This is a genomic window from Ruegeria sp. BJ3 (assembly GCF_056535665.1).
Genome location: NZ_JBQFIT010000001.1, coordinates 548,780 through 563,307, shown reverse-complemented (window position 1 = coordinate 563,307; position 14,528 = coordinate 548,780). Strand labels below are relative to the sequence as shown.

Below are 14,528 nucleotides of genomic sequence, written 5' to 3'. Positions count from 1 at the left end.
CGCCACGCAACAAAACCTGTGGCCTGCCCGTTCCGGGCTTGGCAGGTCCGGCCAAAGGCCCTAACAGGGAAGGCCAGAGGGACGACAGCCATGAAGAAACAGGACATGAACCGGGATTGGATAGCCACCGCCGCCACGCTCAACAGCGCCCTGCCCTATCTGCAGCGCTATGACGGAGCGATCGTCGTGATCAAGCTGGGCGGGCACGCCATGGGCAGCGACGAAGCGATGGAGAGCTTTGCCCGCGACGTGGTGCTGATGCGTCAGGTCGGCGTGAACCCGGTTGTCGTGCATGGCGGCGGGCCGATGATCAACGCGATGCTGGACAAGCTGGACATCCAGTCGGACTTCGTTAACGGCAAGCGCGTCACCGATGCCGCCACGGTGGAAGTGGTCGAAATGGTGCTGTCCGGCGTGGTGAACAAGCGCATCGTGCAGGCCATCAATGCTCAGGGTGGAACGGCCGTTGGCCTGTCGGGCAAGGATGCCAACCTGATGACCTGTGACCAGACCGATGCGTCGCTGGGCTATGTCGGCACGCCCGCCGAAATGAACCCCAAGATCCTGCATGATCTGTTTTCGCATGACGTGATCCCGGTGATCGCTCCGCTTGGGGCCGGTCGAAACGGGGAGACGTTCAACGTGAATGGCGATACCGCCGCCGGCGCGATTGCCTCGGCGCTGAAGGCCGATCGCCTTCTGCTGTTGACGGACGTATCCGGCGTCAAGAACGCCGCTGGAGAGGTCGTCACCGAGTTGAAGGCTGGCCAGATCCGCGAAATGACCCGCGAGGGCACCATTGCAGGCGGTATGATCCCCAAAACCGAAACCGCGCTGGACGCGCTGCACAGCGGCGTGCGCGCCGTGGTCATTCTGGACGGCCGTGCCCCCAATGCCGTGCTGCTGGAACTGTTCACCGAACATGGTGCGGGATCTCTGATCCGCCCCGACTGACGCGGGCAAGCCCGCCCTTGCAGTTCAGACTCACATGCTTAAATTTGAATGCATGGAGCGTGAACTCATTATCCGCTTGGGCATCTTTCTGACGCTGTTTCTGGCCTTCTCGTTGGCCGAAAGGCTTGCCCCGCGCCGCCCGCTACGCGTGCCTCGATCGCGCCGCTGGCTGACCAACCTGTCGGTCACCCTTCTGAACACGCTGACACTGCGGGCGATGGCGATCGGGTTCCCTTTGCTTACGGTCGGGGCTGCCTTGGATGCCGGCCGGTTGGGCGTCGGAGTTTTCAACGCTTTGGACTGGCCCAAATGGGTCGAGGTCACCCTTTGTGTCCTGGTGCTGGATTTCGCCATCTGGGCGCAACATCTGATCACCCACAAGGTGCCGGTCCTGTGGCGTCTTCATCGTGTGCACCATGCCGACCGGGACATGGATGTCACCACGGCCGTTCGCTTTCATCCGATCGAAATCGCCTTGTCGATGGGCCTGAAGATCGGTCTCGTCTACCTGCTGGGACCCAGCGCGCTGGCGGTCATCCTGTTCGAAATCCTGCTGAACGGCACAGCTTTGTTCAACCATTCGAACATCCGTCTGCCCGCCGTCGTCGATGCCCCTCTGCGCCGAATACTGGTCACACCGGACATGCACCGGGTCCACCATTCGGTGCTGCGCAGGGAACATGACAGCAATTATGGCTTTGCATTATCCATCTGGGATCGTTTGATGGGGACGTATGTGGCGCAGCCCGAGGCCGGCCACGACGACATGACCGTGGGGCTGGAATGGCAGGACGATCGACCGACGAAGCTGGGGTGGAGCCTCGCTCTGCCGTTTCGGCGCAAGTGACCTATGATCAAGTGGTGTCCACATCCGAGGCAGCGGGCCTGATCGTTATGGGCGCGCAACACCCGCGGGTGAGTGGCGCCAAACAGTTGGATACTGGCACGCTTATTCTACTCGGGGCAGGCAGCAGCTTTTGGCCGGTCCTCACCGCTTCGGCCGAGTGGTTGGACGGCAAGCCAGACCCGGTCGACCGTTGGTCGCTCCGAGTGGTCGGCACCCTTGCGGAAAACCTGGGCGCCCAGGCGTTGTATCCATTCGGCGGCCCCCCGTATGCGCCATTCATAGATTGGGCTTTGAATTCGGGACGTACGTTTCAAAGCCCGGTGGGCGCGCTGGTGCACGACACGGTGGGAATGATGATTTCATTGCGTGGAGCCCTGCACTTTGATCACGAGTTCAACATTCCCGTCGCAGACGACCCGTCGCCATGTATCAATTGCCCTGCGCCCTGCGCATCGGCCTGCCCGGTCGGGGCCTTGAACGCCAAAACGTTCTATGACGTCGACGCCTGCCACGGCCACCTGAGAACTCCGCCCGGTCAGGCCTGCATGACACAGGGATGCGCAGCCCGGCTGGCCTGTCCGCTCAGCGTGGGGGCCGGACGTCGGGCCGAGCAATCCGCCCATCACATGAGAGCCTTTCACCCGGAATGACCCGCACGCTTATCCTGACCCGCCACGCAAAATCCAGTTGGGACCATCCCGGCCTGCCCGATCATGACCGACCACTGAACAAGCGCGGGCGAGCTTCGGCCTCCGCCATCGGCGATTGGCTGCGACGCAAGGGTTATAGGCCCGACGAGGTCCTCAGTTCTTCATCCGTGCGCACGCGCGAGACCTGGCTTCGGATGGGGCTGAGCGCGCGCAACATCCGGTTCCTCCCCGAACTCTATCATGCCGCTCCCGAGCAGATGCGGCAGGCGCTGTCCAGCGCGACGGGGCAAACGGTCCTACTGCTGGGCCACAATCCGGGGGTCGCGGAGTTTGCGGAACGTATTGTCCAGTCTGCACCGGAGCACCCGCGGTTCCTCGACTATCCGACCTGTGCGACCACGGTTCTTCAATTTGATATGGCGGACTGGTCCGGAATCGGTTGGCACGACGGCCAGGTGATCGAATTCGTCACGCCGCGCGCGTTGCTAGAATGAAAAAAGGGCGGGATCACCCCGCCCTTTCCAACGTCGTATTCAACCCGTGTCAGTGACCCAGAATCTGGCTGAGGAACAGCTTGGTCCGTTCGCTTTGCGGGTTGTTGAAGAACTCTTCCGGCTCGTTCTGTTCAACGATCTGACCGGCATCCATGAAGATCACCCGGTTCGCCACCTGGCGGGCAAAGCCCATCTCGTGCGTTACGCAGAGCATGGTCATGCCTTCCTCGGCCAGCTCGATCATCGTGTCGAGCACCTCTTTGATCATCTCGGGGTCCAGAGCGGAGGTCGGTTCGTCGAACAGCATGATGCGCGGACGCATGCACAGGCTGCGGGCGATGGCCACACGCTGCTGCTGACCACCCGACAATTGGCCGGGATACTTGTTGGCCTGCTCGGGGATCTTGACCTTTTCGAGAAAGTGCATCGCTGTTTCTTCGGCCTCTTTCTTGGGCGTTTTGCGCACCCAGATCGGGGCCAGCGTGCAGTTCTCCAGTATGGTCAGATGCGGGAAGAGGTTGAAGTGCTGGAACACCATGCCAACCTCGGACCGGATCTTGTCGATGTTCTTCAGATCGTTCGACAACTCGGTTCCGTCCACCACGATTTTGCCCTGCTGGTGTTCTTCCAGCGCGTTCAGGCAGCGGATCAGAGTGGATTTGCCCGAGCCCGACGGCCCCGCGATCACGATCCGCTCGCCCTGATTGACGGTCAGATTGATGTCGCGCAGCACGTGGAAGGACCCGTACCACTTGTTCATGTTGGTGATTTCGATGGCGACCTCGTCGCTCACCTGCATTTTAGAGCGGTCAATTTCGCGGTCGATTGCAAGTTCAGACATGTGTTGAACTCCTTAGTGATGATCCGTGGCAAGGCGACGCTCGAGCCACTGGGAATATTGAGAGATGCCGTAACAGACGACGAAGAACAGAAGCGCGGCAAAGCCCAGAAGCTCCCAATAGACGCCGTTCCATTCGGTCGACGCCAGGATGGGACCCCGGATCATGCCCACCAGATCGAACATCGAGATGACCGAAACCAGCGTGGTATCTTTGAACAGGCCAACGGCCACGTTTACGATACCAGGGATTGAGATCTTCAAGGCCTGTGGCAGGATGATCAGACGCATCGCCTGCGGGTAGTCCAGACCCAAACTGTCTGCTGCCTCATACTGACCGCGCGGAAGCGCAGCCAGACCGCCGCGGATCACCTCGGCGATATAGGCGGCAGAGAACATGGTGATCATGATCACAACGCGCAGAAACAGGTCGACCGTGCTGTCAGGCGGGAAGAAATAGGCCAGCATCACCGAAGCCACGAACAGCAGCGTGATCAAAGGCACGCCACGGATGAATTCGATGAAGATGACGCAAACCCACTTGATCAGCGGCATATCGGACTGACGACCCAGAGCCAGTGCAATACCCAGGGGCAAAGACAGTGACACACAGGTCACACCCAACATCAGGTTCAGCATAAAACCACCCAGGTCACGGCTGGGCACCGCAGTCAGCAGCGCACCTTCGTTGGCGTCTTCGGGAATTAGTGCCCCGCCGACATTCCACACGACCAGCGCCACGACAATGGCCCCAAAGAACCCGGCTGCAAAGCTGTTGCGGCCAAATTTCTGGAATACCACGCCTGCCGCGACACAGCCCAGCAGGGCCACGATGGGCACCATGATGGTTCCACCCCAAATCAGCCAGAAAGCGATAAACGGGTAGAGCGCCGTAAACAGCAGCAGCTTACGAGGCAGGTCGAAGAACAGAACAGGTGCCACAGCGACCAGCATCAGCACAAACGCCAAGTTCGGGCGCCAATACGCTTCTACTGGATATTTGAACCCGTAGATCAGTTGATGCCAGCGTTCGGTCAGAACTGCGAAACAGGCCCCGGTCTTGCCGTCCAGAATCTCGCGGCATTGCGCGAGCGAGTCCGCATTCCAAACGCCGTTCAAAATCCACGGCAAGGTGTTCTTGAGAAGCACATAGATCAGCAGAATCGACAGAAGAGTAAGGATCGTGTTTGTGACACCCGAGAAAAGGTTCTCACGCAGCCATTTGACGATACCCGTCTGGTTTGCCGGCGGAGGCGACGGAGGAATGGTTCCGTCGGCCACAAATGCGATCGGATTTGTTGTTTGATCAGCCATGGCTCAGCGCTCCTTCAACTTGACGGATGCGTTGTAGATGTTCATCGCCATCGAAATCAGCAGCGAGGCTGTCAGATAGAACAGCATCAGAAGCAAGACGCACTCGATCGCGCGACCGGTTTGGTTCAGCGTGATGCCACCCAGTGTTGCGGTGATATCCGCATAGCCGACTGCAATCGCCAGAGACGAGTTCTTGGTGATGTTCAGGTATTGCGAGATCAACGGCGGGATGATGACCCGCAGCGCCTGAGGCAGGATCACAAGATTCATGATCCGGCCGGGACGCAGGCCCAACGCGGCCGCAGCCTCGGTCTGACCTTTTGAAATCGCTTGAATACCCGCACGTACGTTTTCTGCGATGAAGGCGCCGGTATAGATCGACAAAGCGAACCACAATGCGATCAGCGGACCGCCGACCTTGATACCACCGCTGAAGTTAAAACCTTTCAGAGCGGGGACATCCCAGGTCAGGCCCATCAAAATCATCAGCAGCGCAAAAGGCACAAGCCAGACTGCAAGCTTCACAAGGCCGGTCTTTGGACGCTCGCCCGTCTGTTCCTGTTTGAGCGTGGCGCGTTTCTCAATTTCACGAGACGCAAACCACGAAGCGACCAAAACCGCGATGACCAGCAGCCAATTCAGAAAGGTCGAACCGAACAGCCCATTCGCAAACTCGGGGCGCGGGACATAGACGCCGCGGTTGGTAAAGGCGAACAGATCAAACAGCATGCTGGATGTTGGGTTATCGCCCCGGAACTCCCTCGGTCCCGGCAGCACGGCGGTCATGATCGTGAAGATGATGATGATCCAGATCAGAACCGGAATATTCCGGAAGATTTCCACGTAGACCGCCATCAGCTTGGATACAAGCCAGTTGTTTGACAGGCGCAAAACGCCGGCGATCACGCCAAACACCGTGGCAGTGATACAAGCCAGGACTGCAACCAAAAGCGTGTTGAGAATGCCGACGACAGCCGCACGCCCATGCGAGGACTGGCTGTCATATTCGATCAATCGCTGGTTGATGTCATACCCGGACGGATCGCCCAGGAAAGAATAAGAAATGTTGAGCCCTGCGGCCCTAAGGTTCTGGATCAGGTTGTTACCAAGATACCAGATGCTGAGCGCAATAACGATTGCCGCGATCACCTGAAATGTAAGAGAGCGATAGCGTGTATCGTTTATGAGCATCGACAACCGAAAGTCAGCCTTCGGTGGGTCAGTCATAGTCGACATATTTTGGGATCCCCGTGCTTTTCGGACGCTTCCTTCCCGGCAGGGTTTTCCCCGCTCCCGAGCAGCCCGTAGCATTCTGTTTTGCAAAAAAGGGCGCAGGTTGCCCTGCGCCCTTTTCCGTGGATTTTAGCGGAACGGCGGCGAGTACAGCAGGCCACCATCGGTCCACTGTGCGTTCAGACCGCGTGCCAGACCGATCGGGGTTTCCTCACCGATGTTCTTGGCAAACACTTCACCGTAGTTACCACCCGCCTTGACGGCGCGCATGGCCCACTGTGCGTCCAGACCCAGCATCTCGCCCAGGGTGCCTTCGCTACCCAGCAGACGGTTGATTTCCGGGTTCTCGGTACCTGCAGCCATCTCGTCGATGTTGGCCGAGGTGATGCCCAGCTCTTCAGCCGAGATCAGCGCGTTCAGGGTCCAGCGAACGATGTCGCCCCACTCGTTGTCGCCGTGACGGACCAGCGGGCCCAGCGGCTCCTTCGAGATGATTTCGGGCAGCAGAACGTGATCACCGGGGTTTTCGAACGTGGCGCGGGTTGCGGCCAGGCCCGAGGCGTCGGTGGTGTAAACGTCACAGGCACCTGCCAGGTACTGCTGCTGCGCTTCGGCGTTGGTTTCGATCGGAACCGGCTCGTAGCTGATGTTGTTCGAGCGGAAGAAGTCCGCCAGGTTCAGCTCGGTGGTGGTGCCGGTCTGGATGCAGACGGTCGCGCCGTCCAGTTCCTTGGCCGAGCTGACGCCCAGTGCCTTGGGCACCATGAAACCCTGACCGTCGTAGTAGTTCACACCCACGAATTCGAACTTCAGGTCGACGTCGCGGCTGAAGGTCCAGGTGGTGTTACGGGCCAGCATGTCAACTTCGCCCGAAGCCAGAGCGGTGAAGCGGGTTTTGCCGGTGGTGGGAACGAATTCAACAGCGTTCGCGTCACCCAGAACGGCGGCGGCTACTGCGCGGCATACAGCAACGTCAAAGCCCTGCCATTCGCCATTCGCGTCAGGTGCAGCAAAGCCAACCAGACCGGTGGTTACACCGCAGTTCAGCTTGCCGCGCGCTTTGACGTCGTCCATGGTTCCTGCCGCGGCCGCGCCGGCAGCAAGACCGGCAATCGTCGCCGCGCCCAAGATTACGGATTTTTTCATTTTTACCTCTTCCTGATTTCCCGCCCCATCCCGGGACGGATCTTGTCCGACACACAAAGGTAGCCGGATAGGTTACCCCAAAGGTGTCTCCCCTTTAGTGCGCCCGAGTTTGGGCGCATTCATAAACAAACGTCAAGGGTCGGATCAGTGAAAACGATATGTTCCCGGCAAGGCAGCCGCCCAAGCCTCTCAAATCAGGACCAGAAAGGCTCAAACCGATAGATCGTAGAAGGTTTTCGCATGCAAAAAGGCAATCTTCTTGAGTTCGGCGGCTTGGACCGCCTCGTCGTCGTCCCCCCATTGCTCGGCCTGCCAGGATTCATCCAGCCGAGAAATGCGCCATATCTCGTCCGGTTTGCGCCAGTTTTGGGCAGCGGCAAAACCCAGAATCAACGAACCCGACAGGCTCACAAGGTCGTGAAACGCCGCTAGACGGAACGCGTCCAGGTCGTGAACCTGCCGACGCAGCCTGTCCAGTGCCTCGGGGGCCTGAGGCTGATGCCGTACGCCTTCAACTGGGATCAGCCTGGCGCCCAGCGTTTCCGCGGCCCAGTCCAGCGCGGGATCCCATTCGTGGCGCTGACGTTCGATCAGGGCTTCGGGGTGCGTTGCGCGATAGCACAGCAGGTCCGAATCGCCATAGTCCGACAACATGTCGGCAACTTCCGCGTGCTGATGCTGCACCTTGTCGATTGCCGCGTTGGCCGAACGGGTGAAGGGCATCGTCGCCGGATCGATTTCCTTTTCCTGCGCGTCCCATTCGCGGGCCACCGCCTCGGCCATGGCCCGGGTGGGCAGGACCAGAGCAGCCTTGGCCGGTGTCCGCACGCGGCGGCCGTCCAATTCGATGGTATAGCCACCATCGGTCGCGACCACGGCACTGCCTGTCCAAAAGCGTTTCGGTTTCCACTCACTCATGTCGTTATCCCCAGACTGCGGTCAGGACGCCGGGCAGCTGCTCGAACCGGTCGATCACCGCGGACGCCGCACCTAGCTGCGACCGATCATGATAACCCCAGCCCACACCGATCCCCGCAACCCCGGCGGCCCGCGCCATTTCCATGTCAAAGCTGGTGTCGCCGATCATCACGGCATCACCGGCCGAAACCCCTGTTTCAAAAAGCGCCGTTTCGATCATCGAGGGATGCGGCTTGGATGGATGATGGTCCGCCACCTGACGGGTAACGAAGACAGAATCCAACCCGTGCGCCTCGAGCAAGGCATCCAACCCCCGCTGCGATTTACCCGTCGCCACGCCCAGAAGGATCTCGGGCACGGCCTGCAACGATCTGATAACCTCGCGCGCGCCGGGATAGAGCGGTGAACTTGCCGCCCCCATCTCAAGCCGATGAGCGTGATACGCCTCTTTGTAACCCTCGACCAACCGGCTTTGAGTTGCCTGTGACTGATCCGGCGCGAGGCGTGCGATTGCAATCGGCAAGGACAGCCCCACGATCGACAGGATCGCCGCGCGATCCGGCACCGGAAGGGACAGAGCCTGGAAACTGGCGGTCATGGCCGACACGATGCTGGCCTGGCTGTCCACCAGCGTCCCGTCGACATCGAACAGAACCAGGCGCAGAGGCGCGGTCATTGCAACTCCTCAAACGGGTCCTCGGCGGCCAGATCCTCGGTCCAGCCCAAGGTGTCCCAGCTGTCCTTCATGTGCGGTGGCAGCGGAGCGTTGATCGTGATCTGCTTGCCGGTCATCGGATGCTTGAAGGACGCGGTTCGGGCGTGCAGATGCAGCTTTTTGCTGATGACCCCGCCCAATTGCGCGCCCCAGCCATCGCCTAGGTTTTCCTGACCCGAGCCGCCATATTTCCCATCGCCGATAATCGGGTGCCCGATGGCCGCCATGTGCGCGCGCAGCTGGTGCGTGCGGCCGGTGACGGGCTCCATCGCGACCCAAGATGCACGCCCCGCCACCCGATACAGCGTGGCATAAAGTGTATGGGCTCGTTTGGCACCCGGTGTGCTGTCGATCTCGTTCAGGTGGACGGCGATCATCTTTTCGCCCTCCCCCTGCTTGCCATGACCGGGGGCCTTGACCAGCCCGGTCTTGATCTCGCCCAGATACGGGGTCGGCACGCCTGCCACCAGCGCCCAGTAGATCTTGCGCGTGTTGCGATGCCGGAAGGCCGCGGTCAGCCCCTTGGCCACTTCGCGCGTACGCGCCATCAGCAGCACGCCCGAGGTGTCCTTGTCGAGCCGGTGCACCAACCGCGGGCTCTCGTCATAGCCAAAGCGCAGTGCCTCGGCGAGGCCATCCACATGCCGGGCCTGACCGCTACCGCCCTGGACGGGCAGGCCGTGGGGTTTGTTCAGCGCCAACACGTGGTCGTCGCGATAGATCACGCAGGACTGGATCATTTTCGCATCGGCATCGGTCACGCGGGGGCGGGCCGGGGCCGGTTTGTGATCCGGGTCCGGCAGGGGCGGCACGCGCACCACCTGCCCCGCCAGCAACCGCGTCGAGCCCTTGACCCGCCCGCCGTCCACGCGCAGTTCGCCCTTGCGGCACATCTTTTCGATCCGGCCCTGGCTGACATGCGGGAACAGGCGCCGCAGCCAGCGGTCCAACCGTTGGTCGCCGTCGCCCGGCTCGACCGTGATCATCTGTACGCCGCTCATGCCAATACCCCTTGCGACCGGATGCTGCGCGCCCGAAAAATCGCCCGTGTCAGTGCCTCAGAAAACATCCGCGTCTGTCGCGCGCCGCAAGGCAAGAGTCAAGCAGGCTCACGGGTTCGCGGGCCAAGGCCGCTCAGATATCAGTGAAATCCCCGTGCCGCCCGGCCCCATCGCGGAACCGAGCCGCGCCGGATGTGCCCTCGCGGCGGATGGCGTCCAGCCCGTTGGCCCATTCGACCTTCAACGCCTCGCGCATCGGCATCCCCCGGGTTTCGATGATCGAGCGGCGGTCGGCGCGGACGGCCTCCTGCGGGAACCGGGCGATCTCGTGCGCCATCGCTTCAGCCGCCTTGCGGGTTTCACCTTGCGGCACGATTTTCTCGGCCAGCCCGATCCGTTCGCACTCGTCAGCCCTGACCTTGCGCCCGGTCAGCGCAATCTCAAGCGCTTTGCCCTGCCCGACCAGCCGTGGCAGCCGCACCGAACCGCCATCCATCAGCGTGATCCCCCAGCGGCGACAATAGACGCCCATATAAGCGTCCTCGGCCATCACCCGGATGTCGCACCACAGGGCCAGTTCCATGCCGCCGGCCACTGCGGCACCCTCGATTGCGCCGATGACCGGCTTTGACAGCTCCAGCCGCGATGGGCCCATCGGGCCCAGCAGCGACGGCGCCGCCCCGATCGGAAAAGCGTGCTTGTCGAAATAGGGCTCGCGCAGGTCCGGGTCAGACAGCGTGGCTGCCATCTTGAGGTCCCAGCCCGCGCAGAAATTGCCGCCTTTGCCCCAGAACACGGCGGCTTTGGCCGCGCTGTCCTCGAAGGCGATGAAGGCCTCGGCCAGGGCTGCCGCGTGTTCGGCATCCACGGCGTTTCTGGCCAGGGGCCGGTCGTGGATGATGGTCCACACGTCGTCTGTCTTGTCTATGGAAACGGTCATCTGCGCTCCTCACTGGCGGCATGTAACCCTAGGGAAACCCGGGCACGCCTCGGGTGTCGCGCAGAACGCGACGGCACGGCCTGATTTGACCTTGCGTCACGGCCCCTTGCGTTGACTGCGCAGTTTCGAAAAGTAGTCCAGACGCTTTTTCAACTCGCGCTCGAACCCGCGTTCGACTGGCTGGTACAGGACCGGGCGTTTCATGGTCTCGGGAAAGTAGTTCTGCCCCGAGAACCCGTCCTCGGCATCGTGGTCATAGGCATAGCCCGCGCCATAGCCCTGATCCTTCATCAACCCGGTCGGCGCGTTCAGGATGTGTTTGGGTGGCGGCTCGCTGCCCGACTGTTTGGCCAGCCGCATCGCCGCCTTGTAGCCCACATAGGCCCCGTTGGATTTGGGCGCCAGCGCCAGATACACGACCGCCTGCGCCAGCGCCAACTCACCCTCGGGCGACCCGAGCCGCTCGTACACTTCCCAGGCATGCAGGCAGATCGACTGGGCCTGCGGATCGGCCAGACCGATATCCTCGACCGCCATCCGGGTGATGCGGCGGGCCAGGTATCGCGGATCCTCGCCCCCGGTCAGCATCCGGGCGAACCAGTACAATGCCGCATCCGGGTCGGACCCGCGCACTGATTTGTGCAGCGCCGAGATCAAATTGTAGTGCTCGTCCCCCGACTTGTCGTATTTCGCGGCGCGGCGCATCAGGCGTTTGGCCAACGCGTCGGGGTCCAGCGGCGCGTCCACCGACCAGGCCGCGATCTGTTCGATCAGGTTCAACAGCGCCCGGCCGTCTCCATCCGCCATTTCCTGCAGCGCGTCCCGCGCCGCGGGTGTCAGGGGCAGCGCCTTGCCCAGCTCTTTTTCGGCACGCTGTGTCAGGCGTTCCAGATCGGCCAGGTCCAGCCGTTCCAGCACCAGCACCTGCGCGCGGCTGAGCACGGCAGCGTTCAACTCGAACGAAGGGTTTTCGGTGGTCGCGCCCACCAAAAGGATCGTCCCGTCCTCCATATGCGGCAGGAACCCGTCCTGCTGGGCCTTGTTGAATCGATGGATCTCGTCCACGAACAACAGCGTGCCCTTGCCGTTCCGCCGCCGCAACTTGGCAGCCTCGAACACCTTCTTGAGGTCGGGAACGCCGGTGAAGATCGCGCTGATCTGTTCGAAATGAAGGTCGGTTTCCTTGGCCAGCAGCCGCGCGATCGTGGTTTTGCCTACCCCAGGCGGCCCCCAGAAGATCAGGCTGGACAGGCTGCCCGACGCCAGCATCACCCCCAGCGGCGCCTCGGGGCCCAGAACCTGTTGCTGCCCGATCACCTCGGACAGCGCCTGGGGCCGCAGCCGGTCGGCCAGCGGGCGGTTCGGGGCCGGTTCCGAGGCCTGGCCTTCGGTGTCGAACAGGTCACTCATGCGGTCACAGCCTGAACCGCAACGACACGGGTTTGCCACCGCGCACCAGGTCGATCTGCACTCGTCGCCCCGGATCGCGCAGCGCCCGAACGATGTCGCGGGGACGTTCAGCCTGTCGCCCGTTCACGGCATTGATGACATCGCCGGGCCGCAACCCGGCTCGCGCGCCGTAGGGGCCGGGGTCGACCACGACCACGCCGGTCTGCGACAGCAGCAGACCCATTTTGGCAATCATTGCCGGGTTGATGCGCGCAACCGTCATTCCCGGAAGAACCGTGCGATCGTCCAGAGTGGTTTCCTCGGCCGGAGGCGTCTCGGGCGCGGGCACCAGATCGACGGCGACCTCAGCGCGCTCGCTACCGCGGAGCCGGGTCAGAACGGATGTCCCACCAACACCCGCCACAGACATGCGGAACTTCATCTCAGCCGGAGAATTCACCTCTTCGCCGTCCACATGCGTGACGATGTCCCCGACCCGCAGGCCGGCCTCGGCCAACGGGCTGAGCGGATGGAGGTCCGAGATCACAACGCCTTGCGGCAACGAAAGCCCAAGGGATTCGGCGATGTCGGCGCTCATGGTCTGTCCGGCCATACCCGCCCAAGGGCTGACGAAACCATCGTTTCCTTCCTGGGCCTGCCGCAGAAACTCTGCGACCAGATTGGCCGGAATGGCGAAGCCAATCCCATTGGATCCACCCGACCGCGTCAGGATCGAGGTGTTGATGCCGATCAGGTCACCATTCACGTCGATCAGGGCGCCGCCGGAATTGCCCGGGTTGATGGGCGCGTCGGTCTGAATGAAATAGCCCCGCGCATTGCCGGTGGCGGTGCCAGACCGCGCCAGCCCCGAGATGATGCCAGACGAAACGGTCTGCCCGACGCCGAACGGATTGCCGATGGCCAGAGCCAACTCCCCCACCTCGACATGGTCAGAATCCCGCAGACGCAGAAACGGCAGTCCCTGCGCGTCCTGCAGGCGCAGGATGGCGATGTCGCTTTCCTCGTCGCCCAGAACGACCTCGGCCTGGAACTCGCGACGATCCGTGGTCACGACCCGGATCTCGGTCGCGGTGCCAACAACGTGATAGTTCGAGACAACATAGCCGTCCTCGGTCAGGATGACGCCCGACCCCAGCGAGTTTTGAACCCGCGGCCGCGGCACACCGAACCCGCCGCCAAAAAAGTCGCGAAAGAACGGATCCGTGAAAATCGGGCTGCTGCGCCCGGGCCGGACGATCTTGGCATAGATGTTCACCACCGCCGGGGCCGCCTTTTTGACCACCGGGGCAAAACCCATCGAAATCTCGACCTGTGACTGAGGAACCCGCGTCTCGGCACCGGCATGGGTGGCCAGTGTCATCAGGCATAAGGCCAGGATCGTGCGTATCATGACAGCTCCGTTCATCATCCGCCGAAGATATGCGGAGGTCGGCACGCGAATGCAATAGAGCACGCGAAACCTTGCCGCTGCCATGTCCGCCGCGACCGAGGCGATCCATAAGAAAAAGCCCCTGACCGGGATGTCCGGACAGGGGCCATGAAACGGCAATGCGGCCGGTTCTTATTCTTCGTCAACGTCCACTTCTTCAGCGGCAACGCGGGCCTTGTCGGCTGCGCCTTTGGCGTCGATGTCGCGATCAACGAATTCGATGATCGCCATCGGAGCCATGTCGCCATAGCGGAAGCCGGCTTTCAGGATGCGGACATAACCGCCCTGACGGTCCTTGTAGCGCGGGCCCAGAACCTCGAACAGCTTGGCGACGTCCTTGTCTTCCTTCAGCTGAGCTGCGGCCTGACGGCGGGCGTGCAAGTCGCCGCGCTTGCCCAGCGTGATCAGTTTTTCAACGATCGGGCGCAGTTCTTTTGCCTTGGGCAGGGTCGTCTTGATCTGTTCGTGCTCGATCAGCGAGCCGGCCATGTTCGAGAACAGGGCCTTGCGGTGCTCATGAGTACGGTTCAGGCGGCGGTAACCACGTGCGTGACGCATTTTTCAATTCCTTCTTTCGCGTTTTGCTTTGTCTGGCCGGCGATGCGTGTCACCGGCTCTCCTTGGGGCGGAAATGCCCAT

Annotated in this window: 15 protein-coding genes; 4 read left to right on the top strand and 11 right to left on the bottom strand. The window is 61.7% G+C overall.

The window, feature by feature from the left end; all coding sequences use genetic code 11:
- Positions 1–90 precede the first annotated feature (90 nt).
- From argB to ACR3EL_RS02865, 4 genes are read left to right on the top strand one after another with little or no spacing between them, the layout of a single operon-like run.
- Complete coding sequence (gene argB, locus ACR3EL_RS02880) at positions 91–954, top strand: acetylglutamate kinase (RefSeq protein WP_093965404.1); 864 nt, start codon at positions 91–93, stop codon at positions 952–954.
- A 52-nt stretch (positions 955–1,006) separates the two neighbouring features.
- Positions 1,007–1,801: a sterol desaturase family protein gene (locus ACR3EL_RS02875; RefSeq protein WP_170342987.1), complete on the top strand. Its 795-nt coding sequence runs from the start codon at positions 1,007–1,009 to the stop codon at positions 1,799–1,801.
- Positions 1,738–2,451 (top strand): 4Fe-4S dicluster domain-containing protein, encoded by a 714-nt coding sequence (locus tag ACR3EL_RS02870; RefSeq protein ID WP_217354998.1) that lies wholly within the window; start codon positions 1,738–1,740, stop codon positions 2,449–2,451. The genes ACR3EL_RS02875 and ACR3EL_RS02870 overlap by 64 nt, the downstream gene beginning before the upstream one ends.
- Positions 2,448–2,945: a SixA phosphatase family protein gene (locus ACR3EL_RS02865; protein WP_170342936.1), complete on the top strand. Its 498-nt coding sequence runs from the start codon at positions 2,448–2,450 to the stop codon at positions 2,943–2,945. Before ACR3EL_RS02870 ends, ACR3EL_RS02865 begins: the two co-directional genes overlap by 4 nt.
- 49 nt (positions 2,946–2,994) lie before the next feature.
- Here ACR3EL_RS02865 and ACR3EL_RS02860 read toward each other — a convergent pair whose 3' ends face one another.
- From ACR3EL_RS02860 to rplQ, 11 genes are all read right to left on the bottom strand, one after another.
- Positions 2,995–3,786, bottom strand: coding sequence for an amino acid ABC transporter ATP-binding protein (locus tag ACR3EL_RS02860; RefSeq protein ID WP_170342938.1), 792 nt, complete (start codon positions 3,784–3,786; stop codon positions 2,995–2,997).
- A gap of 12 nt (positions 3,787–3,798) precedes the next feature.
- Complete coding sequence (locus tag ACR3EL_RS02855) at positions 3,799–5,097, bottom strand: amino acid ABC transporter permease (protein ID WP_170342939.1); 1,299 nt, start codon at positions 5,095–5,097, stop codon at positions 3,799–3,801.
- A 3-nt stretch (positions 5,098–5,100) separates the two neighbouring features.
- Complete coding sequence (locus ACR3EL_RS02850; RefSeq protein ID WP_093965394.1) at positions 5,101–6,333, bottom strand: amino acid ABC transporter permease; 1,233 nt, start codon at positions 6,331–6,333, stop codon at positions 5,101–5,103.
- A 126-nt stretch (positions 6,334–6,459) separates the two neighbouring features.
- Positions 6,460–7,476, bottom strand: coding sequence for an amino acid ABC transporter substrate-binding protein (locus ACR3EL_RS02845; RefSeq protein ID WP_093965393.1), 1,017 nt, complete (start codon positions 7,474–7,476; stop codon positions 6,460–6,462).
- Between the two features lie 210 nt (positions 7,477–7,686).
- Positions 7,687–8,394 carry an ATP12 family chaperone protein gene (locus ACR3EL_RS02840; RefSeq protein WP_170342941.1) on the bottom strand — a complete coding sequence of 236 codons (708 nt, stop codon included), beginning with the start codon at positions 8,392–8,394 and terminating at the stop codon, positions 7,687–7,689.
- 4 nt (positions 8,395–8,398) lie between these two features.
- Positions 8,399–9,070, bottom strand: coding sequence for an HAD-IA family hydrolase (locus tag ACR3EL_RS02835; RefSeq protein ID WP_170342943.1), 672 nt, complete (start codon positions 9,068–9,070; stop codon positions 8,399–8,401).
- Positions 9,067–10,110 (bottom strand): RluA family pseudouridine synthase, encoded by a 1,044-nt coding sequence (locus tag ACR3EL_RS02830; protein WP_480720344.1) that lies wholly within the window; start codon positions 10,108–10,110, stop codon positions 9,067–9,069. The genes ACR3EL_RS02835 and ACR3EL_RS02830 overlap by 4 nt, the downstream gene beginning before the upstream one ends.
- 133 nt (positions 10,111–10,243) lie before the next feature.
- The gene (locus ACR3EL_RS02825) at positions 10,244–11,050 is read right to left on the bottom strand and encodes a crotonase/enoyl-CoA hydratase family protein (RefSeq protein WP_480720342.1); all 807 of its coding nucleotides are present in this window, start codon (positions 11,048–11,050) and stop codon (positions 10,244–10,246) included.
- Between the two features lie 96 nt (positions 11,051–11,146).
- Positions 11,147–12,460 carry a replication-associated recombination protein A gene (locus ACR3EL_RS02820; RefSeq protein ID WP_170342948.1) on the bottom strand — a complete coding sequence of 438 codons (1,314 nt, stop codon included), beginning with the start codon at positions 12,458–12,460 and terminating at the stop codon, positions 11,147–11,149.
- Between the two features lie 4 nt (positions 12,461–12,464).
- Positions 12,465–13,850: a trypsin-like peptidase domain-containing protein gene (locus ACR3EL_RS02815; protein WP_170342950.1), complete on the bottom strand. Its 1,386-nt coding sequence runs from the start codon at positions 13,848–13,850 to the stop codon at positions 12,465–12,467.
- Between the two features lie 171 nt (positions 13,851–14,021).
- Positions 14,022–14,447, bottom strand: coding sequence for a 50S ribosomal protein L17 (gene rplQ, locus ACR3EL_RS02810; RefSeq protein ID WP_093965383.1), 426 nt, complete (start codon positions 14,445–14,447; stop codon positions 14,022–14,024).
- Positions 14,448–14,528: the final 81 nt, after the last annotated feature.

Coding starts and splice junctions, on each gene's coding strand:
- ACR3EL_RS02815 (WP_170342950.1), bottom strand. CDS start 13,850: ATGATACGCACGATCCTGGCCTTATGCCTGATGACACTGGCCACCCAT.
- ACR3EL_RS02845 (WP_093965393.1), bottom strand. CDS start 7,476: ATGAAAAAATCCGTAATCTTGGGCGCGGCGACGATTGCCGGTCTTGCT.
- ACR3EL_RS02835 (WP_170342943.1), bottom strand. CDS start 9,070: ATGACCGCGCCTCTGCGCCTGGTTCTGTTCGATGTCGACGGGACGCTG.
- ACR3EL_RS02825 (WP_480720342.1), bottom strand. CDS start 11,050: ATGACCGTTTCCATAGACAAGACAGACGACGTGTGGACCATCATCCAC.
- ACR3EL_RS02855 (WP_170342939.1), bottom strand. CDS start 5,097: ATGGCTGATCAAACAACAAATCCGATCGCATTTGTGGCCGACGGAACC.
- ACR3EL_RS02830 (WP_480720344.1), bottom strand. CDS start 10,110: ATGAGCGGCGTACAGATGATCACGGTCGAGCCGGGCGACGGCGACCAA.
- ACR3EL_RS02860 (WP_170342938.1), bottom strand. CDS start 3,786: ATGTCTGAACTTGCAATCGACCGCGAAATTGACCGCTCTAAAATGCAG.
- ACR3EL_RS02875 (WP_170342987.1), top strand. CDS start 1,007: ATGGAGCGTGAACTCATTATCCGCTTGGGCATCTTTCTGACGCTGTTT.
- ACR3EL_RS02865 (WP_170342936.1), top strand. CDS start 2,448: ATGACCCGCACGCTTATCCTGACCCGCCACGCAAAATCCAGTTGGGAC.
- rplQ (WP_093965383.1), bottom strand. CDS start 14,447: ATGCGTCACGCACGTGGTTACCGCCGCCTGAACCGTACTCATGAGCAC.
- ACR3EL_RS02870 (WP_217354998.1), top strand. CDS start 1,738: ATGGCAGGACGATCGACCGACGAAGCTGGGGTGGAGCCTCGCTCTGCC.
- ACR3EL_RS02850 (WP_093965394.1), bottom strand. CDS start 6,333: ATGTCGACTATGACTGACCCACCGAAGGCTGACTTTCGGTTGTCGATG.
- ACR3EL_RS02840 (WP_170342941.1), bottom strand. CDS start 8,394: ATGAGTGAGTGGAAACCGAAACGCTTTTGGACAGGCAGTGCCGTGGTC.
- ACR3EL_RS02820 (WP_170342948.1), bottom strand. CDS start 12,460: ATGAGTGACCTGTTCGACACCGAAGGCCAGGCCTCGGAACCGGCCCCG.
- argB (WP_093965404.1), top strand. CDS start 91: ATGAAGAAACAGGACATGAACCGGGATTGGATAGCCACCGCCGCCACG.